Origin of the sequence: Agreia sp. Leaf210 (genome assembly GCF_001421485.1) — a bacterium.
In the GTDB taxonomy this organism is placed as follows: Bacteria; Actinomycetota; Actinomycetes; order Actinomycetales; family Microbacteriaceae; genus Agreia.
Genome location: NZ_LMKK01000001.1, coordinates 587,550 through 613,082, shown reverse-complemented (window position 1 = coordinate 613,082; position 25,533 = coordinate 587,550). Strand labels below are relative to the sequence as shown.

The 25,533-nt window shown below is 66.3% G+C and carries 25 protein-coding genes and 1 riboswitch; of the genes, 11 read left to right on the top strand and 14 right to left on the bottom strand.

Features of this window, described 5'->3' with window-relative positions; genetic code table 11:
- Positions 1 to 31: 31 nt before the first annotated feature.
- Positions 32 to 847: a ribokinase gene (locus ASE64_RS02915; protein WP_055775656.1), complete on the top strand. Its 816-nt coding sequence runs from the start codon at positions 32 to 34 to the stop codon at positions 845 to 847.
- 34 nt (positions 848 to 881) lie between these two features.
- Here ASE64_RS02915 and ribH read toward each other — a convergent pair whose 3' ends face one another.
- From ribH to ASE64_RS02890, 5 genes are all read right to left on the bottom strand, one after another.
- Positions 882 to 1,361, bottom strand: a complete 480-nt coding sequence (gene ribH / locus ASE64_RS02910) for a 6,7-dimethyl-8-ribityllumazine synthase (RefSeq protein ID WP_055775653.1) — start codon at positions 1,359 to 1,361, stop codon at positions 882 to 884.
- The gene (locus tag ASE64_RS02905; RefSeq protein WP_055775650.1) at positions 1,358 to 2,704 is read right to left on the bottom strand and encodes a bifunctional 3,4-dihydroxy-2-butanone-4-phosphate synthase/GTP cyclohydrolase II; all 1,347 of its coding nucleotides are present in this window, start codon (positions 2,702 to 2,704) and stop codon (positions 1,358 to 1,360) included. Before ASE64_RS02905 ends, ribH begins: the two co-directional genes overlap by 4 nt.
- Positions 2,701 to 3,312, bottom strand: a complete 612-nt coding sequence (locus ASE64_RS02900) for a riboflavin synthase (RefSeq protein WP_055775647.1) — start codon at positions 3,310 to 3,312, stop codon at positions 2,701 to 2,703. Before ASE64_RS02900 ends, ASE64_RS02905 begins: the two co-directional genes overlap by 4 nt.
- Before the next feature lies 1 nt (position 3,313).
- Positions 3,314 to 4,369 (bottom strand): bifunctional diaminohydroxyphosphoribosylaminopyrimidine deaminase/5-amino-6-(5-phosphoribosylamino)uracil reductase RibD, encoded by a 1,056-nt coding sequence (ribD, locus tag ASE64_RS02895; protein ID WP_055775643.1) that lies wholly within the window; start codon positions 4,367 to 4,369, stop codon positions 3,314 to 3,316.
- Between the two features lie 88 nt (positions 4,370 to 4,457).
- Positions 4,458 to 4,631, bottom strand: a riboswitch (FMN riboswitch).
- Positions 4,632 to 4,662: 31 nt separating this feature from the next.
- Positions 4,663 to 5,436: a polyprenol monophosphomannose synthase gene (locus tag ASE64_RS02890; protein WP_055775640.1), complete on the bottom strand. Its 774-nt coding sequence runs from the start codon at positions 5,434 to 5,436 to the stop codon at positions 4,663 to 4,665.
- Positions 5,437 to 5,714: 278 nt separating this feature from the next.
- Between ASE64_RS02890 and ASE64_RS02885 the strand changes: the two genes are divergently transcribed.
- From ASE64_RS02885 to ASE64_RS02855, 7 genes are all read left to right on the top strand, one after another.
- Entirely contained in the window at positions 5,715 to 6,245 is a 531-nt protein-coding gene (locus tag ASE64_RS02885; protein ID WP_082465849.1) for a GtrA family protein, read from the top strand.
- A 172-nt stretch (positions 6,246 to 6,417) separates the two neighbouring features.
- On the top strand, positions 6,418 to 7,170 hold the full coding sequence (locus ASE64_RS02880) for an SDR family NAD(P)-dependent oxidoreductase (protein ID WP_235480476.1): 753 nt from the start codon (positions 6,418 to 6,420) through the stop codon (positions 7,168 to 7,170).
- Between the two features lie 24 nt (positions 7,171 to 7,194).
- Positions 7,195 to 9,015 (top strand): hypothetical protein, encoded by a 1,821-nt coding sequence (locus ASE64_RS02875; RefSeq protein WP_055775634.1) that lies wholly within the window; start codon positions 7,195 to 7,197, stop codon positions 9,013 to 9,015.
- A gap of 56 nt (positions 9,016 to 9,071) precedes the next feature.
- Complete coding sequence (locus tag ASE64_RS02870; RefSeq protein WP_055775631.1) at positions 9,072 to 9,719, top strand: DUF2291 family protein; 648 nt, start codon at positions 9,072 to 9,074, stop codon at positions 9,717 to 9,719.
- Positions 9,716 to 11,335, top strand: a complete 1,620-nt coding sequence (locus ASE64_RS02865; protein WP_235480475.1) for a sugar ABC transporter ATP-binding protein — start codon at positions 9,716 to 9,718, stop codon at positions 11,333 to 11,335. Before ASE64_RS02870 ends, ASE64_RS02865 begins: the two co-directional genes overlap by 4 nt.
- A complete protein-coding gene (locus ASE64_RS02860; RefSeq protein ID WP_055775627.1) occupies positions 11,332 to 12,453 on the top strand; it encodes an ABC transporter permease in 1,122 nt (373 codons plus the stop codon). The genes ASE64_RS02865 and ASE64_RS02860 overlap by 4 nt, the downstream gene beginning before the upstream one ends.
- Positions 12,454 to 12,515: 62 nt before the next feature.
- Complete coding sequence (locus ASE64_RS02855; protein ID WP_055775624.1) at positions 12,516 to 13,502, top strand: D-ribose ABC transporter substrate-binding protein; 987 nt, start codon at positions 12,516 to 12,518, stop codon at positions 13,500 to 13,502.
- Positions 13,503 to 13,603: 101 nt separating this feature from the next.
- On the opposite strand, the gene ASE64_RS02850 is transcribed toward ASE64_RS02855, so the two are convergent.
- Positions 13,604 to 14,038 (bottom strand): RbsD/FucU family protein, encoded by a 435-nt coding sequence (locus tag ASE64_RS02850; protein ID WP_055775621.1) that lies wholly within the window; start codon positions 14,036 to 14,038, stop codon positions 13,604 to 13,606.
- Between the two features lie 42 nt (positions 14,039 to 14,080).
- On the opposite strand from ASE64_RS02850, the gene ASE64_RS02845 reads away from it, so the two are divergent.
- A complete protein-coding gene (locus ASE64_RS02845; RefSeq protein ID WP_235480474.1) occupies positions 14,081 to 15,214 on the top strand; it encodes an FUSC family protein in 1,134 nt (377 codons plus the stop codon).
- Between the two features lie 19 nt (positions 15,215 to 15,233).
- On the opposite strand, the gene trpS is transcribed toward ASE64_RS02845, so the two are convergent.
- The 3 genes from trpS to ASE64_RS02830 are packed head-to-tail and all read right to left on the bottom strand — an operon-like array spanning position 15,234 to position 18,269.
- Positions 15,234 to 16,244 carry a tryptophan--tRNA ligase gene (gene trpS / locus ASE64_RS02840; protein ID WP_055775618.1) on the bottom strand — a complete coding sequence of 337 codons (1,011 nt, stop codon included), beginning with the start codon at positions 16,242 to 16,244 and terminating at the stop codon, positions 15,234 to 15,236.
- 57 nt (positions 16,245 to 16,301) lie between these two features.
- On the bottom strand, positions 16,302 to 17,150 hold the full coding sequence (locus tag ASE64_RS02835; protein WP_055775617.1) for an exodeoxyribonuclease III: 849 nt from the start codon (positions 17,148 to 17,150) through the stop codon (positions 16,302 to 16,304).
- A gap of 9 nt (positions 17,151 to 17,159) precedes the next feature.
- Positions 17,160 to 18,269 (bottom strand): YihY/virulence factor BrkB family protein, encoded by a 1,110-nt coding sequence (locus tag ASE64_RS02830; protein ID WP_055775614.1) that lies wholly within the window; start codon positions 18,267 to 18,269, stop codon positions 17,160 to 17,162.
- A gap of 196 nt (positions 18,270 to 18,465) precedes the next feature.
- Here ASE64_RS02830 and ASE64_RS02825 point away from each other — a divergent pair, with 196 nt between their 5' ends.
- The gene (locus ASE64_RS02825; RefSeq protein WP_055775611.1) at positions 18,466 to 19,383 is read left to right on the top strand and encodes a DUF559 domain-containing protein; all 918 of its coding nucleotides are present in this window, start codon (positions 18,466 to 18,468) and stop codon (positions 19,381 to 19,383) included.
- 76 nt (positions 19,384 to 19,459) lie between these two features.
- On the opposite strand, the gene ASE64_RS02820 is transcribed toward ASE64_RS02825, so the two are convergent.
- From ASE64_RS02820 to ASE64_RS02800, 5 genes are all read right to left on the bottom strand, one after another.
- Complete coding sequence (locus ASE64_RS02820; RefSeq protein ID WP_055775607.1) at positions 19,460 to 20,218, bottom strand: succinate dehydrogenase iron-sulfur subunit; 759 nt, start codon at positions 20,216 to 20,218, stop codon at positions 19,460 to 19,462.
- On the bottom strand, positions 20,218 to 22,020 hold the full coding sequence (gene sdhA / locus ASE64_RS02815; RefSeq protein WP_055775604.1) for a succinate dehydrogenase flavoprotein subunit: 1,803 nt from the start codon (positions 22,018 to 22,020) through the stop codon (positions 20,218 to 20,220). Before sdhA ends, ASE64_RS02820 begins: the two co-directional genes overlap by 1 nt.
- A gap of 11 nt (positions 22,021 to 22,031) precedes the next feature.
- Positions 22,032 to 22,484: a succinate dehydrogenase hydrophobic membrane anchor subunit gene (locus ASE64_RS02810; RefSeq protein WP_055775601.1), complete on the bottom strand. Its 453-nt coding sequence runs from the start codon at positions 22,482 to 22,484 to the stop codon at positions 22,032 to 22,034.
- Positions 22,484 to 22,918 (bottom strand): succinate dehydrogenase, cytochrome b556 subunit, encoded by a 435-nt coding sequence (gene sdhC, locus ASE64_RS02805; RefSeq protein ID WP_082465943.1) that lies wholly within the window; start codon positions 22,916 to 22,918, stop codon positions 22,484 to 22,486. The genes ASE64_RS02810 and sdhC overlap by 1 nt, the downstream gene beginning before the upstream one ends.
- A 185-nt stretch (positions 22,919 to 23,103) precedes the next feature.
- On the bottom strand, positions 23,104 to 24,255 hold the full coding sequence (locus ASE64_RS02800; RefSeq protein WP_055775595.1) for a glycosyltransferase family 4 protein: 1,152 nt from the start codon (positions 24,253 to 24,255) through the stop codon (positions 23,104 to 23,106).
- Positions 24,256 to 24,396: 141 nt separating this feature from the next.
- Between ASE64_RS02800 and ASE64_RS02795 the strand changes: the two genes are divergently transcribed.
- Complete coding sequence (locus tag ASE64_RS02795; protein WP_055775592.1) at positions 24,397 to 25,515, top strand: mannose-1-phosphate guanylyltransferase; 1,119 nt, start codon at positions 24,397 to 24,399, stop codon at positions 25,513 to 25,515.
- Positions 25,516 to 25,533 lie beyond the last annotated feature (18 nt).

Sequence of the window (25,533 nt, the reverse complement as noted above, 5' to 3'; positions counted from 1 at the left end):
CGCCACGGAGGCTGCTCAGGATGGATGGACAATGCCCCGCGTCTACGTCGTCGGCTCGCTCAACATCGACTCGGTGGTCGAGGTGGAGCGGCATCCACTGCCCGGAGAGACGTTGATGGGCGGCGATGTGGCCACCTTCTTCGGGGGCAAGGGTGCCAACCAGGCGGTCGCGGCGGCTGCTGCCGGAGCCGAGGTCTTTTTCATCGGGCGGGTCGGCGACGACTCCGGCGGGCACGATTACATCGCCCGGCTCACTGAGCGCGGAATCGATGCCGCAGGGGTCACAGTGACGCCCGGCTCCACCACCGGCCACGCGATGATCGCTTTGGATGCCCGGGCCGAGAACACCATCATCGTGTCGCCGGGGGCGAACGCGAGACTCGCCCTGGCCGATCTGGGGCCGCTCGAGGCCATGCAGCCGGGCGATGTGCTGCTCGCGCCCCTGGAATCCGGTCTCGACGTCATCGCCGAGGCCGCGAGGATCGCCCGATCGCGCGGCGCTCGCGTCGTGCTCAACCTGGCGCCCTTCGCCGAGCTTCCAGCCGAGGTCCTCGCTTTCGCCGACCCCGTGGTCGTCAACGAGCACGAGGCTCAGCAGCTCGATCAGTCCGGGGTGACACCGCCGTCTCTGCTGGTGACTCTCGGCGCCGCCGGCTCGCGCTGGGGCTCGATCGAGGTACAGGCGGCCCGGGTCGAGCACGTCGTCGACACCACGGGTGCGGGAGACAGCTACTGCGGCACGCTCGCCGCCGGCCTGGCCGCTGGCATGGATGCGCACGCCGCCATGCAGGCCGCTAGCGACGCGGCGGGTCGCGCCGTCTCCTGGGTCGGCGCACAGCAGGACTGACCGGCCGGATCGACCGGAGACCCCGCCCGAGGCCTCAGCGGCGCAACTTCATGATCGTCTGAATGGCGCGCGCCGTCGCGATCGCCGCCTCTGCAGCCTCGGCGCCCTTGTCTTCTTTCGAGTCGGGCAGGCCGGCGCGGTCGAGCCCCTGCTGCTCGTCGTCGAGAGTGAGAACGCCGAAACCGACAGGCTTTCCCGTCTGGATGCTGACGTGCGTGAGGCCGGAGGTCGCGGCATCCGACACGTATTCGAAGTGCGGCGTACCACCACGGATGATGACGCCGAGAGCCACCACCGCGTCTGCTCCGGCCTCGAGCGCGGCCTTGGCCACGACGGGCAGCTCGAAGCTGCCCGGTACACGGATCTCCGTGACCTCGGCGCCCGCGGCATCGAGTACGCGGTGCGCGCCCGCGAGCAGACCGTTCGTGATGGTCTCGTGCCACATACCGGCCACGATCGTGACCTTGAGGCCGGTGCCGTCGGTGTTCAAAGTGGGGGATCCTGCACCGCTCATGATGAGGGCCTTTCGTCGGGGGTGGTGGGGTTCAGAGGGGTATCGGTGACCCAGGCGGGAATGACATGGCCCATGCGGGCGGCCTTGGCCGAGAGGTAGCCGGTGTTGGCGGCGTCGACGCCGACGATGAGGGGCACGCGTTCCGAGACGGTCACCCCATGCTCCTCGAGCTGGCTGACCTTGTCGGGATTGTTCGTGAGCAGTCGAACCGATCGCACTCCGAGGTCTTCGAGGATCGCGACGGCTGCGCCGTAGTCGCGGGCATCGGCCGGAAGACCGAGCGCGAGGTTCGCATCGAGCGTGTCGAGTCCATCCTCCTGAAGCCGATACGCCCGCAGCTTGTTGAGGAGCCCGATGCCGCGTCCCTCGTGGCCGCGAAGGTAGATGACCGCTCCGCCGGTGGTGTGCACCTGATCCAGAGCCTCCTGCAGTTGCGGGCCGCACTCGCACTTCAACGAGCCGAACGCCTCGCCCGTGAGGCATTCGGAGTGGATGCGCACGACGGCGGACTCGGCCGTCGGGTCACCCGATACGAGGGCCAGATGCTCGTAACCCGTGGAGGTGTCGTGGTAGGCCCGGATGCGGAAGTCGCCGTGCACGGTGGGAACCGTGGTCTCGACCTCGAAGGTGACGCGAAGGGGTTCTGCGGCGGCCTCGGGAGCCGTGACGATGGCCTCGGGCTCCGTGCCGACGAGCCGCGCCGCGGCATCCACCCCGTCGAGGTAATCGATCAGCGCGGCGATCGTCGTGACCGGCAGCCCGGCCTCGGCGCCCAGCGCGAGCAGCCCGGGGAGCCGCATCATCTCTCCGTCGTCGGCGACGATCTCACCGATGACGCCCACTGGAGTGAGGCCCGCGAGCGTGAGCAGATCGATGGTGGCCTCCGTGTGGCCCGGGCGCACTCGGACGCCGCCGGGCACGGAGCGTACCGGCAGGACGTGGCCCGGGCGGATGAAGCTCTGCGGCGTCGACTCCGGGTCGGCGAGGCGACGGAAGGTCTCTGCTCTGTCGGATGCGCTGATTCCGGTGGTGATGCCGGACGACGCGTCGACGGTCACGGTGTAGTCGGTGCGCAGCGAATCCTGATTGCGTTCGACCATGCCCGGAAGGCCGAGTCGGTCGCTCGTCTCCCGGGTCATGGGCGCGCACAGGAACCCGGAGGTGTGCCGCACCATCCACGCGATCCACTCGGGGCTCGCGAGTTCGGCCGCGAGGATCGCGTCGCCCTCGTTCTCGCGATTCTCAGCATCGGCGACGATAACGGGCCGCCCGGAGCGCAGCGCATCGAGCACCTCCGCCATCGGAGAGAGGGGAGTGACCAGGGGCGACAGCGCGGTGCTCATGACCGTGATCCCATCGCCAGGAGACGTTCCACGTGTCGCGCGAGGATGTCCGTCTCGATGTTCACCCGATCGCCGACCGCGAGGGCCCCGAGGGTCGTGGCCGTCAGCGTCTCGGGAATCAGGGAGACCTCGAACCATTCGCCCGCGTCGTCGCGGCCGATGCTCGACACGGTCAGCGAGACTCCAGAGACCGCGATCGACCCCTTGTCGACGACGAGGCGAGCGAGGTCGTCGGCGAGGCGGAAGCGCAGTACGCTCCATGCTTCGCCGGGAGATACCGAGATGACGGTCGCCGTGCCGTCGATGTGCCCCTGCACGATGTGGCCGCCGAGCCTGTCGCCCACCAGAGCAGCGCGCTCGAGGTTGACCTCGGCCCCCGGGGTGAGCGAAGCGATGGTCGACATGGTCAAGGTCTGGGCCATCACGTCGGCGGTGAAGGTGTCCTCGTTCCGATCCACGACGGTCAGGCACACCCCGCTCACAGAGATGGAGTCGCCGTGCCGGGCATCCGACACCGATAGGGGGCCGCGAACGGTCAGCCGAAGCGCGTCGTGCGACGGAACGACCTCGACGACGGTTCCGCGCTCTTCGATGATTCCGGTGAACATGTCAGTCGTCTTCTTTCGTCGTGGGCAGGGTGTTCGGAGAGAGGGGCCGGGCGACGAGAAGCACGTCGTCGCCGAGCAGCTCGATGTGATCGAAGTGCATGCGCGTCTGCTCTGAGATGGTGCGCACGCCGAGATCGGTGATCGCGGTCAGCGGCCCGCCCAGCAGGGTGGGGGCGATATAGACCAGCACGTCGTCGGCTAGTCCGGCGGCAAGGAATGCGCTCGCCAGGGCCGGGCCTCCTTCGACGAAGACGTGGCGTATGTCGCGCTCGGCGAGCATCTGCAGCAGGCCCCGTAGATCGCGGCTCGGATACTCGATCACGCCCGCCGGATGCGCGAGGACGCGCGAGTCGCGCGGCACGGACCGGCGGCCCACGATCACGGGAATCGGCTGCTCGGACAGCTCTTTGCCGTCGGGATCCCGCGCCGTGAGAGAGGGATCGTCGGAGAACACGGTGCCGGTGCCCACGGCGATGGCGCCGGCTTCGGCGCGGCGGCGATGCACGTCGGCCCGAGCGGACGCACCGGTGATCCATCGACTGGTGCCGTCGGCGGCAGCGGCGCGACCGTCGAGGCTGGACGCCCACTTGACGGTGACGAAGGGGGTGCCGCGTCGCATCGCGATGAGCCACGGCCGGATGTTCGCCTCGGCCTCGTCGGCGAGAAGTCCGGTCTCGACGTCGATGCCGGCCGATCGAAGTCGGTCGCCACCGCCCGACGACGAGGCGCCCGGATCGGCCACCGCGTAGACGACGCGGCCGACTCCGGCGTCGATGAGGGCCTCGCTGCACGGCCCTGTGGCGCCCGTGTGATTGCACGGCTCGAGCGTGACGACGGCCGTGGCTCCGACGGCGAGTGATCGATCCGCCAGGTCGTCGAGCGCTGCGACCTCGGCGTGCGCCGTGCCTCGACCTCGGTGCCAGCCCTCGGCGATGAGGCGACCCGCGGCATCCAGAATCACGCAGCCGACGCGCGGATTCGCGCCGTTTGCCGGCCCACGCCGCGACAGATCGATGGCGCGACGCATCGCGTCGGCCTCGTGTCTCTGGCTGGTCATCCGGTCTCCGTCTGGTCGACGTGTTCCGGGGCCCCGTCGGTCGACGAGTTCGCATGATGCAGCCGCGCGAGGGCGCGGAACTGCGGTGCGCGTGCATCCTCTCATCCGGACTTTGGAGGCGAAGAATCTCGCCTCGTTACCGTCGGTCCCGGAGTTTCACCAGGTCAACCGAAGAGTGTTCGCTCTCGAGATGAGAACGCGTCGTCTGCGGCTCGCGGACTATAACCGCCGGTTCGGAATTCCACCGACCCCGGAGCACGTAGTGCAAAAGCTTGACCTGCCTTGCGGCGAGGTCACTTACTACTTATACCCCCAACGCCGGGGCGTCGCGAATATTCCATGTCGCTGCGTGACGAGCCGAAGCGGTCGGCGAGGCCCCACGACGTGACTTTGAGGAGGGCCTCGACGACGATCGCAGAGCTCATCTTCGACGCGCCCTCGACCCGCTCGACGAAGGTGATGGGAAACTCGCGCACGTCTCCACCCGTCTTCTCGATGAGCCAAGCCATCTCGATCTGAAAGCAGTAGCCCTGGCTGGCGACGCTGTCGAAGTCGATCTTTCTCAGCGTGTCTACGCGGAATCCGCGGAAACCGGAGGTGATGTCGTGCAGCTTCGAGCGGAGCAGGATGCGGGCGTACACCGTGCCTCCGCGTGAGATCAGGCGCCGATACAGGGGCCAATTGCGGGTCTTGCCTCCCGGAATCCAGCGGGCGCCGATCGAGAGGTCGGCGCCGCGTTCGAGCTGCGCGATCATCAGGGGGAGCTCTTCGGGCTGGTGCGAGCCGTCGGCGTCCATCTCGATGATGAAGTCGACGTCGTGATCCTCGGCCCAGCGGAATCCCGCGATGTACGCGGCACCCAGACCGTTCTTCTCTGAGCGGTGCATCACGCTCACGCGGTCGTCACGGGCGGCGATGTCGTCGGCGAGACGCCCGGTGCCGTCGGGGCTGTTGTCATCGACGACGAGGATGCGTGTGGTCGGCACGGCGCGCAACGTGCGCTCGATCGCCTCGGGCAGGGTGCGCAGCTCGTTGTACGTCGGGATGACGACAAGGGTGGATGACATGGGGTGCCTCTCTGACAAAACCGTACGGCAGCCGATCGCGGCTGGAGCAGTGGTCACTCTAGGGGGCCGTACCGCCGAGATAGCTGGGCGTTGCCTGGTGTTCTGTTGAGTGTGCCGAGACGGAGCGCACGGGAGGTGTCGCGCAAGTGGACTCTGTGTGAACGCAAAGTCAAGCCTGGGCCGGTTCCCAGTATTGATGGGGCGGTCGTTGCTAGCCTCGATGGAGCTCGACAGCGCTGTTGAACCACCCAATACTCCTTTTTGCGTTTGGAACATTCATGGCTTCGATCGACCTGCTCGGCTTCGTGCCTCCGCGCTACCGCAAACTCGTGCTCGAACTCGTGCAGTTCGGCATGGTCGGCGGAGTCGGCTTCGTCGTCCAGGTCTCCGTGTTCAACGCCCTGCGCTCGACCGTCTTCTCTCCCACCGTGATTCACGCGGGCCCGATCCTCGCGATGCTGGTGTCTACTCTTCTCGCCATCGTCGTCAACTGGCTCGGCAACCGATACTGGACGTTCCGCTCGAAGCGGCAGACGAAGATCGTGCGCGAGAGCGTGGAGTTCTTCGCCGTGAGCGTCGTCGGCATGATGATCGGCCTCGGATGCCTGTGGTTCTCGCACTACGTGCTCGGATTCCGCAGCGTGCTGGCGGACAACATCTCGGGCAACGTCATCGGCCTCGTGCTCGGAGCCGCATTCCGCTTCGTTCTCTACCGCTTCTGGGTCTTCAACGCGTCGCGTTCGCTCGACACCGTCTCGGTCACGGCTCCTATCGCCGTGGTCTCGGATACCGCGACTCGTTCCTCCTGATCCGCTGACGCGCCGCGCTCCGGCGGGCGTGTCGACCGCTCTCTCCTGTCATATCTCTCTGCGCTGATCGCGCGCCTCACATCACGCTTGGTAACGGTGGCACACCGGTTGACCAATTCCGGTGTACAGTGAAGCCGTTCGACCGCAGATGCTTTCACAGGAGATGGCAGACATGACCGCACGGCTTGAGGCAAAGACCGCACTCGTCACAGGTGCCGGATCGGGTATCGGTCGAAGCGTCGCTGAGAGTTTCGCCCGCGAGGGCGCCCGAGTGGCGTTCTCTGATCGAGACCTGGCCGCTGCGGAGTCGGCCGCCGCGGCGTGGCCGACCGCGATCGCCATCGAACTCGACATCTCCGACGAGCGGAGCGTCTCCGACGCGTTCGAGCGGCTCGACGCCGACGGCTTCGCCCCCGATGTGGTCGTCGCCAACGCGGGGGTGCAGCTCTTCGGGCACGATGCGAAGATCGCAGACCTCGACCTCGACGTGTGGAAGCGCACGATCGAGATCAATCTGACGGGCACGTTCCTCACGGTGAAGCACGCCGTACGCTCGATGCTCGGCCGAGGAGGGTCGATCGTCCTCACCGGAAGCCCGACGGGTCTCAACGGAGAGGGTCAAGACTTCACCGCGTACAGCTCCTCGAAAGCGGGTATCCACGGTCTCGGGCGCACCGTCGCCGCCGCGTACGCGTCAGAGGGAATCCGAGTCAACACCGTCGTTCCCGGCTACACCGAGACGCCTCTGGTGACGGCCATCTCCGGCGATGCTGAGGCGCGCGCGGCGATCGTCTCCCGTATTCCCTTGGGGCGCGCGGGGCAGGCATCCGATGTCGAGGGCATCATGATCTACCTCGCCAGCGACGAGTCGAGTTTTGCCACGGGCGCGTTGTTCCGCGTCGACGGCGGCATGACGACGCTGTAGAAATCGAACAGACAGACGCGGCCGATGATGTCCAGCGCTCCTCCTCACGATCTGCTCCGCCACGACGAGCAGACGACCTCCGTCGTGCGCCGCGGCCCGTGGACGATCGAGCTCCGCGCCGGCGAGCTAGACGACATCCGACACGGGGGTCTTCTCGTACTTCGCAGCGTCCGCGCCGTCGTGCGGGATGAGAACTGGCGCACCGTGCCATCCATCGTCGAGCGTGTCCACGGCGCCGACTTGGATGCCGGTCTGCTCGTCATCGAGGCACGCACGCACGACGAGCGGGTCGAGCTCAGCTGGCGACTCGAGGTCACTTTCGTCGGCGACGAGTTGAGCATCGCGTACCGTGCTGAGGCGCAGAGCGATTTTCTTCGAAACCGGCTGGGTCTGATCGTGTTGCACTCGCCCGAACTGGCGGGCACGGGGCTCGAGGTGCGGCATGCGTCCGGCGGTGTGACGTCGACCGTCTTCCCCGGCGAGATCTCTCCGCACCAGCCGGCCGTCGATGTGCGCGGCCTCGACTGGGTCGTGGCGGCTGACGGCGGCAGCACGAGGTGTGCCCTCGACTTCTCGGGCGACGTGTTCGAGATGGAAGACCAGCGCAACTGGACCGATGCGTCGTACAAGACCTATTCCACCCCCCTCTCCCTCCCGTTCCCCGTCGCCGTTCGATCGGGCGAGGTCGTGGAACAGGCCGTCGTACTTCGTTGCGCATCGCGCGGCTCGGTGACGGCGACGCATGACGAGAGAAACGCCTCCGAACTCGTCATCGGTGACATCGTGCGAGAAGTGACCGTGCCCGCTCTCACGACGACAGCCTCCACGGCGGCCTCCGCTGAGTCTGACGAAGGCCGGGTACAGGCGACCTGGGCACGAATCCTTCTCGTCGAGCTCGATCCGTCGTGGAGCGCGTGGCAGGCGGCTCTCGCCCGGGCGATCGCGGATGCGGCGGGTCGCCCCCTCGACGTTCGTCTGGTCGCCGACAGTGTCGATGAGGCAGGGCCTATTCTCGATGCGCTCGCGGAGCACCCGGCGCCCGAGATAGCCCGTATCGCCCTGTTCAACCGACGAGAGCATTGTGCAGACCCCGAGACAGCCCGGTCGCTCTTGACCGCGCTCGACGAGCGCGGGCTCGACATCCAGGTGATCGCGGGTACAAGAGCCCATTTCACCGAACTCAATCGATCGATCGACCGGCTCGACGCGTGGCGCGGGCCTCTGACCTTCAGCATCACGCCGTTCATGCACGACACGTCCGGCCACCAGCTGGTGGAGTCGATCGCGATGCAACGCGAGGTCGCGGAGAACGCCCGTCGACTCGCGGGACACCGCCCCCTGCATATCGGCCCGATCACCCTGGGCGCCCGCTTCAATGCCGTCGCGACGACTCCGAGATCGGTACCCACCGGGCACGATCTCAGCCGAGGATACGCGGCCGCGCAAGTGCCCGGTGCGACCGAGGAGAGAAGCGGAGCAGCCTCGCTCGGGGCCTGGCTGCTCGCCAGCTTTTCGGCTCTGGTCGGGCCGAGGGTGCTCTCCGTGTCGTACCTGGAGGAGTGGGGTCCGCGTTCGCCCGCGCACGAATCGGCGATCCAGGTGCTCTCCTGGCTGTCGGAACTCGAGGGCCAGCCCGTCCGATCGGTGCACGCGCCCGGGCTCGCGGCGTTCGCGGCGGGTCGCGGCGGCGTGTCATCAGCCGCCGTTCTCGTCGGCAACCTCAGTCCACGATCCCGCGACTTCCGTCTTCCTGGCAGCGCCGTGCCCATCGTCATCGGTCCCGGCGAGGTCCGGCGTTTCACGGGGCTCACCGGCGGCCACGGCTATGCCGCCGAACCCGGCTGAGACCGGTCGATCCACCCCACCTTCCTCTTTCACCCTCTGCAAAGGAGCAGCACCAGATGGCATCCGATACCCGGCCCCGTTCACCGATCAGGCCCTGGCACGTCCAGGTCGTGGTCCTCATCGTGGTCGTCGTGGCCGTGTTCTTCAACGTCAAGGTCGTGAGCATCGCCGATGCGACCGCGGCCAGTCCCGATGCGTTCGACCCGGCCTCGTTCGCCGTCGAGAACTACGAGACCGAGATCGTGCCGCAGATCGAGAAGGAGGCTGTGCCGCTGGCGACACTTCTCACAGACCTGGCCGGCGGTGCCGACGAGGCCGACTTCGGCAACAGCTCGGGAACTGCGAGCTCGTACAGCTTTCCCGTGACCTTCAGCGGTGTGGCAGGAACGCCCGCCGGGGGAGTGGTGCCCATCGCCGTCGACGGTGTGCCCGCCGACGTCACGGTGCAGCTGCAAGTCGGTCCTGCTCTGAATGGCACGGCGCTGCGCGACGTCACGGGGACGATCTCGTTCGACCAGTTCACCAATCAACTCGAGTACCAGAAGGTCGGCACCGAGCTCAACAACCAGGTCAAGGCGACGGTCCTCGACTCGCTCGACGTCGCATCCCTAGCGGGCAAGACGGTGACCGTCACGGGTGCGTACACCCGGGTCAATCCGGCCCTGGTCTCCGTTGTTCCGGTGAAGCTCGAGGTGTCACCGTGACCCCCGCATCCACCGGACCGGCTGCTTCGTCGACAACCGCATCCGACGTGGTGATGAGCGCTCGCGGCATCACCAAGGTCTATGGCGTCACCCGCGCCCTGAAGGGCGTCGACTTCGACATCCGCCGAGGCAAGGTCACGGTGCTCTTCGGCGAGAACGGCGCCGGCAAGTCGACCCTGATGAAGATCCTGTCGGGCGTCGAGACCCCCACCGACGGCGTGCTCGAACTCGACGGCGAGGCTATCGCCCTTGCGAACACGGTGGACGCCTCGCGTCGAGGAATCGCGATCATCCACCAGGAGTTGAGCCTGTGCCCGAATCTCAGCGTGCGCGACAACATCTTCATGGGGCGCGAGGTCACGCGCCGAGGCGTGGTCGACTTCGGTGCCGAGGCGGCCACGACCCGCGCCTTGCTCGAGAGGCTCGAGGAGGACCTCAGCCCGAAGACCCTCGTCGCCGATCTGCGGCTCGGCCAGCAGCAGGTCGTGGAGATCGCTCGAGCGATCGCCGGCGACGCCCGCGTGCTGATCATGGATGAGCCCACATCGGCCCTGTCCGGCAGCGAGGTGGAGGTCCTGTTCCGCGTCATCCACGAGCTCACCGAGGCCGGCGTCGCGATCGTCTACATCTCGCATCACCTCGAAGAAGCGCTGGAGATCGCCGACTACGCCGTGGTGTTCCGCGACGGCGAACTCGTGGCCACGGCCGACGCATCCGATATCGACCTCAACTGGATCATCTCGAACATGGTCGGTCGGCAGGCCGAAGACCTGTCGCCCGATCTGCTCGAGGAGTTCGGTGAGCCGGTGCTCGAGCTCGACGAGGTGACCATCGTCGACCCGAGCAACCCGGGCCGGCTGGCCGTCGACAGGCTCTCGCTCACCGTGCGGAAGGGCGAAATCGTCTGCCTCTACGGCCTCATGGGGGCCGGTCGTACCGAGCTGCTCGAGGCTCTTGCAGGCCGGCTGCCGGTGCAGAGCGGGCGCATCACGGTGAAGGGCATCGACATTCGAGACCAGAGCATCGCCGAGCGCATCGCCCTCGGCATGGCCCTGGTTCCCGAAGACCGCCAGCGCGACGGGCTCGTGCAGACGATGTCGGTCGGCGACAACATCTCGTTGGCGAGCATCCTCTCGTTCGTGAAAGGTCTGTGGATGGCGAAGGCCCCCGAGAAGGCGGCCGTCGCAGAGCAGTTCGGCGACGTGAGGGTGAAGGCGGCCGGCCCGACCGCCGCGATCACCTCGCTGTCGGGAGGAAACCAGCAGAAGGTCGTTATCGGCAAGGTGCTGATGACCAATCCCGACGTCCTGCTGCTCGACGAGCCGAGCCGGGGTATCGACGTGGGCGCCAAGGCCGAGATCTTCGGCCTGATGGCGAGAGAGGCCCGTCGCGGGCTCGGAGTGCTCTATGCGACCAGCGAGGTCGGCGAGGCTCTCGGCGCATCCAACCGCATCATCGTGATGTCGAAGGGCCGTATCGTGCGCGACTTCGACCCGCGTAGCTCGACCCGCGAAGAGGTCATGGTGGCCTCTGGCGAGGCAACCGACGAGGTGGTCGCCGATGCGCTCACCGACGAAAAGAATTCACTCGACGATCTGACTGGAGAGGGCCGATGACGTCCACCACCACACCCGCCCGCTCGCCCCGAGAGAAGCGCCCGTCGCGCTTCTCCCGCTCGAACATCGACGTGCTGTCGATCATCCTCGAGGGTCGCGCTTTCATCGCCCTGATCGTGCTGATCATCATCTTCTCGCTGCTCAGCGACGTCTTCCTGTCGCCGGGCAACCTGATCACGATGACCAAGCACGTGGCGTACAACGCGATCCTCGCGATCGGCATGCTCTTCGTCATCTTGAAGGGCGGAATCGACCTGTCGGTGGGCTCGACCGTCGGCCTCTCCGGAGTCATCGCGGGTGTGCTGTTGCACGGACTGCAGATCGATTCGTTCGACGTGGTGCTCTACCCCGCCGTGTGGGTCGTCGTTCTCTGCTCGGTCGCCATCGGCACACTGGTCGGCTTCATCAACGGCCTGCTCGTGACGCGGTTCAACGTCGCGCCCTTCATCGCCACGCTGGGCATGCTCTACGTCGCCCGAGGTGCAGCGTTGCTCATCTCGAACGGGAGCACCTACCCGAAGCTCGCCGGTAAGCCCGAACTCGGAAACCAGGGCTTCCTCGCGATCGGTGGCGGCAACATCCTGGGCATCCCCAACGCGATCTGGATTCTGATCGTGATCGTCGCCATCTCGGTGTTCGTGATTCGCAAGACGCCGTTCGGGCGCTGGCTCTACGCGACGGGCGGCAACGAGCGGGCGGCCGAGCTCGCGGGCGTTCCGGTCAAGAAGGTCAAGCTCTGGGTGTACATGGTGTCTGGCTTCTGTGCCGCGATCGTGGGAATCATCATCTCGTCCGAACTCACGAGTGCGGCGCCTCAGACGGGAGAGTCTTTCGAGCTCAACGCGATCGCGGCCGTCGTCATCGGAGGAGCGGCGCTGACCGGCGGCCGGGGAAACGTGCAGGGAACCCTCATCGGAGCCTTCGTCATCGGATTCCTGTCGGACGGACTCGTCCTCGTCGGAGTGTCGACCTTCTGGCAGATGCTCATCAAGGGTGCGGTCATCATCCTCGCCGTGATGCTCGATCAGGCCCAGCAGCGCATCAAGCGCAACAAGAACGCGGAGCTGGCGGCCGCGAACAAGACCAAGGATTCCGAACCGGTTCTGTCTCGAACCTGAACGGATGCAGCACCCGCTGACGATGACGCCCGCGGGAACTTTGAGAACGAAAGGACACTTTCATGAAACTGAATCGCACACTGACAGCAGCAGCAGTCGCGACCCTGTCTGTCTTTGCACTCGCCGCATGTTCGAGCGGATCCACGTCGAGCACCGACAGTGCCGGATCGGGCGACAGCAAGGCCGGTGGCCTGATTGCCATCATCACGCCCGCGACGGAGAACCCGTTCTTCAAGGCCGAGGCCGATGCCGCCAAGGCGGAGGCGGAGAGCCTCGGGTACAAGACATCCGTTGCCAGCCACGACGACGACCCGAACAAGCAGAGCGAACTGATCGACACGGCCATCAGCCAGAAGGCCGCTGCGATCATCCTCGACAATGCCGGCGCGGATGCGTCGATCGGCCCGATCCAGAAGGCCTCGGATGCCGGCATCCCGGTCTTCCTGATCGACCGCGAGATCAACGAGACGGGCATCGCCAAGGCGCAGATCGTGGCGAACAACGCCCAGGGCGCAGCCGCGGTCGCCGAGGACTTCGTCACGGCACTCAACGGCACGGGTTCGTACATCGAGCTCACCGGAAAAGAGTCGGACACGAACGCCGGTGTGCGCTCGGAGGCCTACGCCAGCGTGATCTCCCAGTATCCCGACCTCAAGCGCGTCGCGGTCGAGACGGCGAACTGGAGCCAGGACGAGGCCTTCACCAAGATGGAGACCCTGCTGCAGAACAATCCGGGCGTCAACGGCGTGATCGCGGGCAACGACACGATGGCGCTCGGAGCCGTCGCGGCGCTCGAGCAGGCGGGTCTTCTGGCGAACGTCACGGTGGCCGGTTTCGACGGCAGCCCGGATGCCGCTCAGGCCATCAAAGACGGCAAGATGCTCGCCACGGGCCTCCAGCCCGCCGTGCTCATCTCGCAGCTCGCGGTGCAGCAGGCCGACAAGTTCATCACGACCGGCGAGACCGGCGAAGACGAGAAGCAGTCGATCGACTGCGTCGTCGTGAACAAGGCGAACGTCGACTCGTACACGCTCTTCGCGATCGAGTAGACGACCTCACCGACCAGCAGGATTCGCGGGAGTCGGGGTGGAGCGGGATGTTCTTCCGCTCACCTCGATTCCCGCTCTGCGTCGGCCGGTCCCCGTGCGCGTCAGGTGGGGAAGATGACGCCCTTGGTCAGGATGAAACACGCGTAGGGCTGGTCCTCCAGCGTCTGCACGACGGCGAAGACCTCTTTCGCCCGGTCGTAGAAATCGAGTCGCGGGACGATCTCGTATTCGAGGGCTGAGGCGTGGTCACGCTGGGCGAGCTCGAGCACGGCCTCCTGGATGGGCGTGACGATGATCGGGTCGTCGTCGACCTCCATTCTGGCGAGCGGCTTGTCGAGAAAGGTGTCGAGAGGCAGCACGCTGAGGATGGCCGAGGCCGCCCGTTCCATCGATACCTCGCCCAGCCAGACCAGAGGCTTGCCGGCGGCATGGGCGGGATAGTTGCGATCGACGACGAGGAGCTGGTCGCCGTGTCCCATGTCGTCGAGGATCTTCAGCAGGTCGCCATTGAGCAGTGGATCGATTCCCTTGAGCATGCGTCCATTATCGCGGCCCTGTCAGCGCAATAGGCTGGAGAGGTGACCAGACCACGTTCGGCGGAGACTCCCGGACGAGGCGTGTTCGCCCGCCGCATGGTGGAGGCGGGACTCGCTCCGGCACGGTACGCGCGGGTGCTGCAGTCAGACGACAGGGCGCCTCTGCTGCAGATCGTGAAGACGGCGGTCGCGGCCTCCCTCGCCTGGATCGTCTGCCTGGCCATCCTGCCGGAGCAGGTGCCCGTTTTCGGTGCCATCGCCGCGATCATCGTCGTTCAACCGAGCGTGAACCAGTCGTTCGCCAAAGCTCTCGAACGAACCGTCGGAGTGATCGTCGGGGTCATCATCGCGTACCTCGTGGAGCTGGCCTTCGGTCCGTCGACGTGGATCGTCTTGCTCGCCATCATCCTCGCCCTTCTGACCGGCTGGGCGCTCCGCTTGAGTCAGTCGACGACCGTGCAACTGCCGATCAGCGCGATGCTCGTGCTCTCGATCGGCTCACAGACCCCGGGCTACGCGGCGGGTCGCATCGTCGAGACCGCTCTGGGAGCCATCGTCGCCGTCGTGATCAATCTCGTGATCGTGCCGCCGGTGAGGCTCCAGCCGGCCCACGACGCCGTGGCTGCCCTCGGACGGGAGACTGCCGCGTGTCTCGACGGCCTCGCCCGACTTCTCGTCGAACCCTCGACCGCTGCCGACCGCAACCGCGCTCTCGTCGAGGTGCGGCTGCTCGCGCCGATGCTGACCAAGGCCCGAGCGGCCGTCACGGGTGCCGAGGAGAGCTTGCGGTTCAACCCTCGCAGACGCGCCAACTCCGACGCGTTGGAGCTCGATGACGATCTGCTCGCCATGCTGGGCGTCATTGTGGGCCGGGTGCCGGGCATGGTGCGCGGCCTCGCCGACAACTACGACGAGTCACTGCACAGCGAGAGCACCGTCGCCGGGCTCGCCGACGAGATGAGAAAGGCTGCTCACGACCTGCGGCTCGTGATGCAGGAGTCCGACCTCCAGACCGTCGAGCCCTTGCCGCGCACGGCAGAGCTGCCCGCCTTGACGGCACCGTTCCAGGTCGTCACCCCGAGCCCGACGCACTGGATTCTCATCGGCTCGCTCATCGAGGATCTGCGCCGAGTACACGAGGTCGTCGTCGAGGCCGGGCAGAGCGTGCGGCGCTGACGGCGCCGCACGCTCTCTGTCAGCTCGATCGCGGCAGGAACCCGACCTTGTCGTACACGTCGGCGAGTGTGGCCGAGGCCACCTCGTTCGCCCGGTCGGCATTCGCGGCGAGGATGCGGTCGAGCTCGGCGGGATCGGCCAGCAGCTCGAGGGTGCGCTCTCGAACCGGTCCGAGAGTCGAATCGACGACCTCGACCAGCGCCTTCTTCAGATCTCCGTACCCGCGACCCGCGAACTCCGCCTCGAGGGTGGCGATCGGAACGTCACCCAGCACCGAGAAGATCGTCAGCAGATTGGCGACCCCGGGCTTCGCGTCACGGTCGAAGACGATCTCGCCGTCGGCATCCGTCACCGCACGCATGATCTTCTTCGCCGTGGTCTTGGCGTCATCGAGCAACCACACGATGCCCGCCGGTGACTCCGACGACTTCGACATCTTCGACTGAGGATTCTGCAGATCGAAGATCTTGGCCGTCTCTTTGAGGATGTAGGGCTCCGGGATGCGGAAGGTCTCGCCGAAGCGCGAGTTGAAGCGCGTCGCGAGATCGCGGGTCAGCTCGATGTGCTGGCGCTGGTCCTCGCCGACGGGCACCTCGGCGGCCTGGTACAGCAGGATGTCGCCGGCCTGCAGGATCGGGTACGTGAAGAGGCCGACCGACGCCGCGTCGGATCCCTGTTTCGCCGCCTTGTCTTTGAACTGCGTCATACGGCCCGCCTCGCCGAAGCCCGTGAGCGTGTTGAGCACCCACGCGAGCTGGGCATGAGCGGGAACCTGCGACTGCACGAACAGCGTCGATTTCGACGGATCGATGCCGGCGGCGATGTACTGCGCTGCGGTGAGACGCGTGTTCTCGCGCAATGTCGTGGGGTCTTGGGGCACGGTGATGGCGTGCAGGTCTGCGATGAAGAAGAACGCGTCGTGCGTCTCCTGCAACGTCTTCCAGCTCATCAGCGCGCCGATGTAGTTGCCGAGGTGGAGCGATGCGGCCGAGGGCTGCATGCCGGAGAGGAGACGGGGTTTGCTGGTCATGGTCGATGCGTTCCTGAGCTTAGTGTTCGTTCCCCGAGCCTTTCTGGAGGCCGGGACCTAGATCGAGTAGTCGACGACCACCGGAGCGTGGTCGCTCCAGCGTTCGGCGTAGCTTGCAGCGCGGTCGACGGTGTAGTCGGTGACCTTCGCTGCCAATTCTGGGGTGGCGAGCTGGTAGTCGATACGCCAACCGGTGTTGTTGTCGAAAGCCTGTCCACGAGCAGACCACCAGGTGTACGGCCCCTCGACCTCGCCTGCCGCATGGCGCCCGATGTCGACGAAACCGAAGCCCGCACCCGCGTTGTAGTCGGGGTCGCCCTCGGAGCCGAGGAAGCGGTCGAAGTAGGCACGCTCTTCCGGCAGGAAGCCGGCGCGCTTCACGTTGCCCTTCCAGTTCTTGATGTCGAGGGTGCGGTGCCCGACGTTGAGGTCGCCGACGACCACCGAGAGGGGATTATGCTCCATCAGCCGGGGGAGCCGCTCGACCATGGCGTCGAGGAACTTGTACTTCTCGACCTGCTTGGGAGTTCCCGCCTCGCCGGAGTGCACGTACGTCGACACCACCGTGACGACCTTGCCACCCACCTCGTAGTCGGCCTCGAGCCACCGGCCGGCGCTGTCGAAGTCGTCGGCGCCCAGGGTTACCCGGTGGATAGAAGCCTTGTTGCGGCTGGCGAGTGCCACTCCGGCTCGGCCTTTGGCCGTGGCCGCGTCGTGCAGGATGTCCCACTCGTCTCCGAGCAGATTCTCGAGGTCGCTCGTTGCCGCCCGCACCTCTTGCAGAGCGAGGATGTCGACCTCACGCTTGTCGAGCCAGGCTCCCATGCCGTTGCGGAATGCGGCCCGCACCCCGTTGACGTTGACAGAGGCGATGCGGAGGGACGTGCCGGTTTTCGTCGAAGACATTGCCTCAGTTTAGCGAGGAGGAGGGGTCTCGTTCTTCAACCGCGACTCCTCGCGGACGGCGTTCTTCAGACGTCGAGAGATGCCTCGGCGGCGCAGGCCGCGAGCATCCCGGAGCTCGTCTTCGAGACGCGCCCGCTCGGCCGCGGCGATCACCACTCGGGCCTCCGCCTGTTTCACCTGCGCCTCCGCGTCGAGCTGTTCGGGCGAGAGTCCGCGCACGTCGAGGCCCACGTCGGTGACTCCGACGGAGATCCACGCGGCCGTGATGAGTATGACCTGGCAGATGAGGTTGAAGAAGATCAACAGACCGGCGATCACGGCGAACGAGGCGATGAGGGGGTTGTTGCTCGCCCCTCCGAGCAGCAGACCACCGAGTGCCTTCAGCAGGCCCAGCGCCGCAGCCCCGATGAGCGCTCCGCTGATCACGCGTCGGAAGGGAATCTTGATACCGGTCAGCACCCGGTAGAAGACGAGCAGCACCAGGGTGTCCAGTGCGAACGCGATCAGCAGCCCGACGATGCGTGCCACGACCACCGCGAAGCCCGAGGTGTTGTCGACCCCGATCAGGTCGAAGGCGAGACCGATGAGCGTGGTGCTGCCGATGCTGATGCCGGCCGAGACGACGAGCACGATACCGAACCCGATGGCGAGTCCGGCATCCTTCAGTTTGAGGAGTAGAAAGAACGTCGTGTCGGGGCCGACCGAGAAGATGCGCCGGATGGCGTCGCGCGCGGACGCGAGCCACCCGAGGGCCGTGAACGCGAGTCCGACGAGGGCAATGGCGCCCGACCAGCTGAGGGCGGGTGTGTTCAGCAGGGCATCCGCGTCGACGGCGCCGCCTTCTCCGATGAGGCCCGGAACCGCGCTGCCGATGAGCGTGATCAACTCCTCGAGCAGCGGTCTGTTCGAGGCGAGCACGAGCCCGGCGATCGAGAACCCGGCCCAGAGAGCGGCGAACACTGCGAACAGGGCCTGATACGACATGCCGGCCGCCATCAGCGGTCCGCCGTTCGACGCGTAGTGCTGGAACACCCGGACGGGCTTGAGCTTCATCACCCTCTGCACGAGGGCGGGGATGCCGGTGGCCGGTTTGTCGGAGTCGTCGCTGCTGTTGGTCACCCCCCAACCCTACGCAGGAGTCGGGATTGTCCCTGCCCGCTTGACGCGCGCCCGTGTCGCCCGAGCGAGGCGCCGAGTGTGCGAAAACGGCCCGTGCGTCTTCACGCAGCGGGCCGTTTCTGCACACTCGGGAGAGCAGCGGAGCGATGTGGGGATAACTTTCGCGGGCGCGCGACGACATCGGCATCATCGAGGCATGACTCGACGGCGCGATCTACCCGATGGGCTCGACGGGCGAGCCTTCTCGGTGCGTGCAGCCCTCGATCTCGGAGTCTCCCCGGGCCGGCTCAGACGACAGGATCTGACCGCCCCTTTCCACGGAGTCCGGGTTTCGGCCGCAGACCACGACGCCGGCGATGTCTGGTTGCGGTGTCGCGCGTACGCGGTGCGCATGCCGCCCGGCCAGTTGTTCTCCCACATCACCGCCGCCGCGCTGCACGGAATACCGCTGCCTCGCCGATTCGACACCGCACCACTGCATGTATCGACGTTCTCGCCAGCGCAGAGCCCGCGGGTGGTGGGCATCGTGGGACATCGGCTCAAGCCGGGCACCGTCGAGCCTGCGTCGCTGCGGCGACTACGCGTCGTATCGATCCTCGACGCGTGGTGCCAATGCGCGACGCTGCTCTCGATTGACGAGCTCGTCATTGCAGGTGACCATCTCGTCGGCGGCAGGTATCCGCAGAAGACGACAGGTCAGCTGCGGCGAGCCGTCGACTCTCGACGAGGAGTTCGAGGCTCCCGCTCGCTGGTGGCTGCACTCGAGTTGGTGCGGCCAGGTTCGGAGTCGCCCAGGGAGACCGAGCTTCGTCTGCTTCTGATCCGCGGAGGTCTGCCGCAGCCGGAACTGAACATCGACGTATTCGGAAAGAACGGCAGATTCATCGGCAGAGGCGACCTCGTCTACCGCCGTCACAAGGTGCTCGTCGAATACGACGGCTCACAGCATGCCGATGACCGCCGCCAATTCCACAGAGATGTAAACCGTCTAGAAGAGCTCTCCGATAACGACTGGAGAGTGGTTCGAGTCCTCAAGGAGCACATGAATGCCGACCGTGCCGACATAGTGACTCGGGTCCGGAACGCCCTCCTTGCCAAGGGTTGGCGTCAATGACGGGTGTCGAGTGTGCAGAGACGGCCCGTGCGTCTTCACGCAACGGGCCGTTTCTGCACACTCAGGAGAGCAGTCGCTAGGGCTTGCCCCGCATGATCGCCTGCTTGACCTCGGCGATGGCCTGGGTCACCTGGATTCCGCGCGGGCATGCCTCGGAGCAGTTGAAGGTGGTGCGGCAGCGCCACACGCCCTCTTTGTCGTTGAGGATGTCGAGACGCACGTTGGCGCCCTCATCGCGGCTGTCGAAGATGAAGCGGTGAGCGTTGACGATGGCGGCCGGGCCGAAGTACTGGCCGTCGGTCCAGAAGACCGGGCAGCTCGACGTGCACGCGGCGCAGAGGATGCACTTCGTGGTGTCGTCGAAGCGTGCGCGCTCCGTCGCCGACTGCAGGCGCTCCTTCTCGGGCTTCGACGAAGCGATGAGGAACGGCTGCACCTCGCGGAACGACGCGAAGAACGGCTCCATGTCTACGACGAGGTCCTTCTCGAGCGGCAGGCCCTTGATGGCCTCCACGTAGATGGGCTTCGTGATGTCGAGGTCTTTGATGAGCGTCTTGCAGGCCAGGCGGTTGCGGCCGTTGATACGCATGGCATCCGACCCGCAGATGCCGTGCGCGCACGAGCGACGGAACGTGAGTGAACCGTCCTGCTCCCACTTGATCTTGTGCAGGGCATCGAGCACGCGATCGGTGGGGTACATCTCGACATCGAAGTTCTGCCACGTGGGCTCGTCGTCGGTGTCGGGGTTGAACCGACGGATGATGAGCGTGACGGTGAAGGTGGGGATGACGTCGTCAGCGGGTGCCGGCGGAGAATCCAGGGTTGCTGTACTCATTAGTACTTCCTCTCCATGGGCTGGTAACGGGTCACGACGACCGGCTTCCAGTCGAGTCTGATGTGGTCTCCTGCGTCGGCCGACATGGGGTCGCCCGAGAGATAGGCCATCGTGTGCTGCATGTGGTTCGCGTCGTCGCGGGTCGGGAAGTCCTCGCGCATGTGAGCGCCGCGGCTCTCCTTGCGGTTGCGCGCCGAGTACACGACCACCTCGGCCAGGTCGAGCAGGAAGCCCAGCTCGACGGCCTCGAGCAGGTCGGTGTTGAACCGCTTGCCCTTGTCTTGAACGAGGATGTTCTTGTAGCGCTCACGCAGGTTGTGGATGACCTCGGTCACCTCGGTGAGGCTCTCCTCGGTTCTGAAGACCTGGGCGTTGCGGTCCATCGACTCCTGCAGCTCGCGCCGGATGACCGCGATGCGCTCCGTGCCGTTCGAGTTGCGGGCGTTCTCGATGAGCTCGCGCACGCCGGCCGCCGGGTCGTCGGGCAGTTCGACCCACGGCGCGGTCTGCACGTACTCGGCCGCCGCGTTGCCGGCGCGCTTGCCGAAGACGTTGATGTCGAGCAGCGAGTTCGTACCCAGTCGGTTGGAGCCGTGCACCGAGACGCAGGCGCACTCGCCGGCCGCGTACAGGCCGGGAACGACGGTGGTGTTGTCTGAGAGAACCTCTGCCTGGACGTTGGTGGGGATTCCGCCCATCGCGTAGTGCGCGGTGGGAAGGACGGGGACCGGCTCGGTGTACGGCTCGACTCCGAGGTAGGTGCGAGCGAACTCGGTGATGTCGGGCAGCTTGGCGTCGATGACCGCGGGGTCGAGGTGGGTGATGTCGAGGTAGACGTAGTCCTTGTGCGGACCAGCGCCTCGTCCCTCACGGATCTCGAGCGCCATGCAGCGGGCGACGATGTCGCGAGGCGCGAGGTCCTTGATCGTGGGCGCGTAGCGCTCCATAAAACGCTCGCCCTCGCTGTTGCGAAGGATCGCGCCCTCGCCGCGGGCCGCTTCGGAGAGCAGGATGCCCAGGCCGGCCAGGCCGGTCGGGTGGAACTGGAAGAACTCCATGTCCTCGAGCGGCAGACCCTTACGCCAGATGATTCCGACGCCGTCGCCGGTGAGGGTGTGCGCGTTGGACGTGGTCTTGTAGATCTTGCCGAATCCACCGGTTGCGAAGATCACGGCCTTCGACTGGAAGACGTGGATCTCGCCCGTGGCGAGTTCGAAGGCCACGACACCGGCCGGCTGCTGTCCGCCGAATCCGTCGCTGACCATCACGAGGTCGAGCACGTAGTACTCGTTGAAGAAGTTGATACCGAACTTGACGCAGTTCTGATAGAGCGTCTGCAGGATCATGTGACCCGTGCGGTCGGCGGCGTAGCAGGCACGGCGAACGGGCGCCTTGCCGTGATCGCGGGTGTGGCCACCGAAGCGTCGCTGGTCGATCTTGCCCTCGGGCGTGCGGTTGAACGGCAGGCCCATGTTCTCGAGGTCGATGACCGCGTCGATGGCCTCCTTGGCCAGGATCTCCGCGGCATCCTGGTCGACGAGGTAGTCGCCGCCCTTGACGGTGTCGAAGGTGTGCCACTCCCAGCTGTCTTCCTCGACGTTCGCGAGGGCGGCTGCCATGCCGCCCTGCGCCGCACCGGTGTGGCTGCGGGTCGGGTAGAGCTTCGAGATGACTGCCGTCTTCGCCTTGGGGCCGGCCTCGATGGCCGCCCTCATGCCGGCGCCGCCGGCGCCCACGATGACGATGTCGAACTGGTGGTAGTGAACTCCGTCTACGACGGATCCGTCTGCGTACTCGGTCATATCAGGTGCCGTCAGCTCGCCGAGCAGAACGAGGCGAGGAGGTCGGCGGGTGCGCCGGCGGGGCAGGGGTCGAACGTGAAGATCACAAGAGTTCCGAGCGTTATGAGGACGATGACTGAGAAGAGCAGGGCGCCCTTGAGGATGCCCCGGGTGGTGCGGTGAGATGCGTAGTCGTTGACGAGGGTGCGCATGCCGTTCGCGCCGTGGATCATGGCGAGCCACAGCATCAGGCAGTCCCACACCTGCCAGAACGGGTTCGACCACTTGCCGCCGACGAAGGCGAAGTCGATGGCCTTGATGCCATCGCCGAGAACGAGGTTCACGATGAGGTGGCCGAAGATGAGCACGACCAGCACGAGGCCGGAGGCGCGCATGTACATCCAGCCCCACTTCTCCCAGTTGATGCCGCGCGATCGCGGTGCACGGGAGTACGGACTGCGGGGGGCTTCGATCGTCGTGGCCATCAGTGACCCACCTCGCTGAAGACGTTGATGAGATGGCGGGGAACGAATCCGGCCATGGTGACGACCCAGAGTCCGATGACCACGTAGAACATCACCTTCTGGTACTTCGGACCCTTGGTCCAGAAGTCGATGAGGATGATGCGGATGCCGTTGTAGGCGTGGAACGCGATGGCGCCGACGAGAGCGGTCTCGCCGAGCCCCATGATCGGGTTCTTGTAGGTGCTCATCACGGCGTTGTACGCCTCGGGCGCGACACGCACCAGCGCGGTGTCGAGGATGTGCACCAGCAGGAAGAAGAAGATGGCGATACCGGTGATGCGGTGCAGCACCCACGACCACATTCCCTCGCGGCCGCGGTACAGAGTGCCCTGGGGCCTCTTACCTGTGGGCGCAAGGGAACCCGGCGCTTGGGTTCCTGTCTCGGTTCTGGACACGAACAACCCTCCTTGGTTGAGAAAGCCCTGATCTCGCGGTGGAGATCATCGGTGGAGATGGCTCGTCGCGGTCGTGCCGGTCTTCTCGTGCAGGTTCATCAGGATCGGGCGAAGGCGAAGATGGTCTTCAGTTTATAAGTTCTGACTGGCCATGCTTGTTAGGTATCCCTAAGCAACGAGGGCGCTTACACTGCCTCGACGACGGGAACGGGCCGACGAGCGGCGATCACGTGCCTGTAGTGCCCGAGCAGTTCCGTGCAGACGGAGTTCCAGGTGGTTGCACGCACGGCGCGTCGTCCCGACTCTCCCATGCGAAGGCGCAGGTCTCTCGATATGACGAGATCCTCGACGAGCGTGCGCATGCTCGAGTCACCGCTCCGGGCGTCGGGATCGAAGAGGTATCCGTCCGCGCCGTCGTGCACGAGGTCGACGGGCCCTCCGGCACGGGGTGCCACGACCGGAAGACCGGCCGCGTGCGCCTCCTGGATCGTCTGGCCGAACGTCTCCTCTGTTCCCGTGTGCACGAACACGTCGAAGCTCGCATACGCGACGGCGAGGCGTTGCCCGCCCATCCTGCCCAGCCAGGCCACGGGCATCCCGCGCAGCAGCCGGCCGACGGATGGCGTCGACGGCCCGTCTCCGACGATGGCCAGTGAGATCCCGTCGATTCCGCGGAGCTCATCGAAGCGCTCGAGCTGCTTCTCCGGAGCGACGCGGCCGACATAGCCGAGCACGACCTCTCCGTTCGGAGACAGACGCGTGTGCAGGTCGACGGCATCCGGATGCGTGCGCAACCGCGGGTGGTATCGCTCGGTGTCGACGCCCCGGCCCCACCGCGCCAGGCGGGTGACGCCCGCGGCGACGAGGTCGCGCTCCGAGCTCGATGAGGGAACGAGGGTGAGGTCGGCGGCCTCGTGGATCCACCGGACGAAGCGCCAGGCCAGAGCCGCGGCCTTGCCGAGATGATTGCGTTTGGCGTACCCCGCGACATCCGTCTGGAAGATCGCCACGCTCGGCACGCCGATGCGGTTCGCGGCCGAGATGGCCTGCGCCCCGAGCAGGAACGGGGAGGCGGCGTGCAGCACGTCGGGCGCGAAGGCCGACAGCACACGCTGCACCTGGGGATTCGGGAGTCCGACCGGGAACTGCCGATAGGCGACCGCAGGAACCGCGTGCACGGCGAACCCTCGGTAGCTCGACGGCGTGTTCCGCGCTGCAGGTGCGATCAGAATCGCCTCGTGCCCCGAGTCCGCAAGGAAGTCGAGCACCTTGCAGACGCTGTTCGTGACTCCGTTGACTGTGGGCAGAAAGCTCTCCGTGACGACGGCGACTCTCATGGGCTGCTCCCGTCGGCCCGGGGATGCACCGGGCACGCTTCGAACGCTACGAGCGGCGGGTGGCGCAGGGGTTAATAGACGGTGGCGGCGAGGTGAGCATCCGTTCAATCGCCACGACGCTCGGATGGGTATGGTGGGGCCATGGCTGAGAACTCTGCGATGGACCGTTTCTACAGTGTCATTCCGGCCGGAGGCATCGGCTCGAGACTCTGGCCGCTCTCCCGCGCGGACGCGCCGAAGTTCCTGCACGACCTGAGCGGATCGGGACGCAGCCTGCTGCGCGACACCTGGGAGCGCCTCGCCCCCATCTCCGGCGAGCAGCGGGTGATGGTCGTCACGGGGCGAGCCCACCGTGCCGCCGTCGAGCAGCAGATCCCCGAGCTCGCCGACATCAACGTGGTGCTCGAGAGCGAGCCGCGCGAGTCGTCCGCCGCCATCGGACTGGCCGCCGCGATCCTCGAGCACCGTGAGCCGGGCGTCATCATCGGCTCGTTCGCCGCCGACCACGTGATCACCCAGACCGAGGCCTTCCGCGACACCGTCGTGCAGGCCGTGAACGCCGCCGACGCCGGCTACATCGTGACCATCGGCATCACTCCGACCGAGCCGTCTGTCGGTTTCGGCTACATCCTGACCGGCGATGCCCTCGACCTGCCTGGCGCCTCGACCGCGATGGTCGCGAAGCGCTTCGTAGAGAAGCCCGACCTCGAGACGGCCAAGAAGTACTTGAAGAGCAAGAAGTACCTGTGGAACGGCGGCATGTTCATCGCGCGTGCCGACAAGCTGCTCGAGCAGCTCGGCAAGGCCGAACCCGAACTGCTCGCGGGTCTGCTCGAGCTGGCCGATGCGTGGGACACCCCTCGCCGCGGCGCCGTGGTCGACCAGGTCTGGCCCAAGCTCAAGAAGATCGCCATCGACTACACGGTGGCCGAGCCCGCTGCCCTCGACGGCACGCTCGCGGTCGTGCCCGGCGACTTCAGCTGGGACGACGTCGGAGACTTCGCCTCCATCGCCAAACTGCACTCCACCGGTCGCGGTTCCGAGCTCGCCATCCTGGGCAAGAACGCACGCGTGCTCTCCGACTCGTCGAGCGGTGTCGTGGTCTCGCAGAGCGGCCGCGTGATCAGCCTCATCGGCGTCAAGGACATCGTGGTCGTCGATACCCCGGATGCGCTGCTCGTCACCACCAGCGAGCACGCTCAGCGGGTCAAGTCGGTCGTCGACGCTCTCCGCCTCGGCGGTTCGGGCGACGTTCTCTGACCTCATGCTCGGGCCACC

Coding starts and splice junctions, on each gene's coding strand:
- ASE64_RS02810 (WP_055775601.1), bottom strand. CDS start 22,484: ATGGCCACGACGATCGAAGCCCCCCGCAGTCCGTACTCCCGTGCACCG.
- ASE64_RS02820 (WP_055775607.1), bottom strand. CDS start 20,218: ATGAGTACAGCAACCCTGGATTCTCCGCCGGCACCCGCTGACGACGTC.
- ASE64_RS02800 (WP_055775595.1), bottom strand. CDS start 24,255: ATGAGAGTCGCCGTCGTCACGGAGAGCTTTCTGCCCACAGTCAACGGA.
- ASE64_RS02795 (WP_055775592.1), top strand. CDS start 24,397: ATGGCTGAGAACTCTGCGATGGACCGTTTCTACAGTGTCATTCCGGCC.
- ASE64_RS02855 (WP_055775624.1), top strand. CDS start 12,516: ATGAAACTGAATCGCACACTGACAGCAGCAGCAGTCGCGACCCTGTCT.
- sdhA (WP_055775604.1), bottom strand. CDS start 22,020: ATGACCGAGTACGCAGACGGATCCGTCGTAGACGGAGTTCACTACCAC.
- ASE64_RS02905 (WP_055775650.1), bottom strand. CDS start 2,704: ATGAGCACCGCGCTGTCGCCCCTGGTCACTCCCCTCTCTCCGATGGCG.
- ASE64_RS02835 (WP_055775617.1), bottom strand. CDS start 17,150: ATGTCTTCGACGAAAACCGGCACGTCCCTCCGCATCGCCTCTGTCAAC.
- ASE64_RS02885 (WP_082465849.1), top strand. CDS start 5,715: ATGGCTTCGATCGACCTGCTCGGCTTCGTGCCTCCGCGCTACCGCAAA.
- ASE64_RS02825 (WP_055775611.1), top strand. CDS start 18,466: ATGACTCGACGGCGCGATCTACCCGATGGGCTCGACGGGCGAGCCTTC.
- ASE64_RS02880 (WP_235480476.1), top strand. CDS start 6,418: ATGACCGCACGGCTTGAGGCAAAGACCGCACTCGTCACAGGTGCCGGA.
- ASE64_RS02900 (WP_055775647.1), bottom strand. CDS start 3,312: ATGTTCACCGGAATCATCGAAGAGCGCGGAACCGTCGTCGAGGTCGTT.
- ASE64_RS02850 (WP_055775621.1), bottom strand. CDS start 14,038: ATGCTCAAGGGAATCGATCCACTGCTCAATGGCGACCTGCTGAAGATC.
- ASE64_RS02860 (WP_055775627.1), top strand. CDS start 11,332: ATGACGTCCACCACCACACCCGCCCGCTCGCCCCGAGAGAAGCGCCCG.
- ASE64_RS02915 (WP_055775656.1), top strand. CDS start 32: ATGCCCCGCGTCTACGTCGTCGGCTCGCTCAACATCGACTCGGTGGTC.
- ASE64_RS02890 (WP_055775640.1), bottom strand. CDS start 5,436: ATGTCATCCACCCTTGTCGTCATCCCGACGTACAACGAGCTGCGCACC.
- trpS (WP_055775618.1), bottom strand. CDS start 16,244: ATGACCAGCAAACCCCGTCTCCTCTCCGGCATGCAGCCCTCGGCCGCA.
- ASE64_RS02875 (WP_055775634.1), top strand. CDS start 7,195: ATGATGTCCAGCGCTCCTCCTCACGATCTGCTCCGCCACGACGAGCAG.
- ASE64_RS02870 (WP_055775631.1), top strand. CDS start 9,072: ATGGCATCCGATACCCGGCCCCGTTCACCGATCAGGCCCTGGCACGTC.
- ribD (WP_055775643.1), bottom strand. CDS start 4,369: ATGACCAGCCAGAGACACGAGGCCGACGCGATGCGTCGCGCCATCGAT.
- ribH (WP_055775653.1), bottom strand. CDS start 1,361: ATGAGCGGTGCAGGATCCCCCACTTTGAACACCGACGGCACCGGCCTC.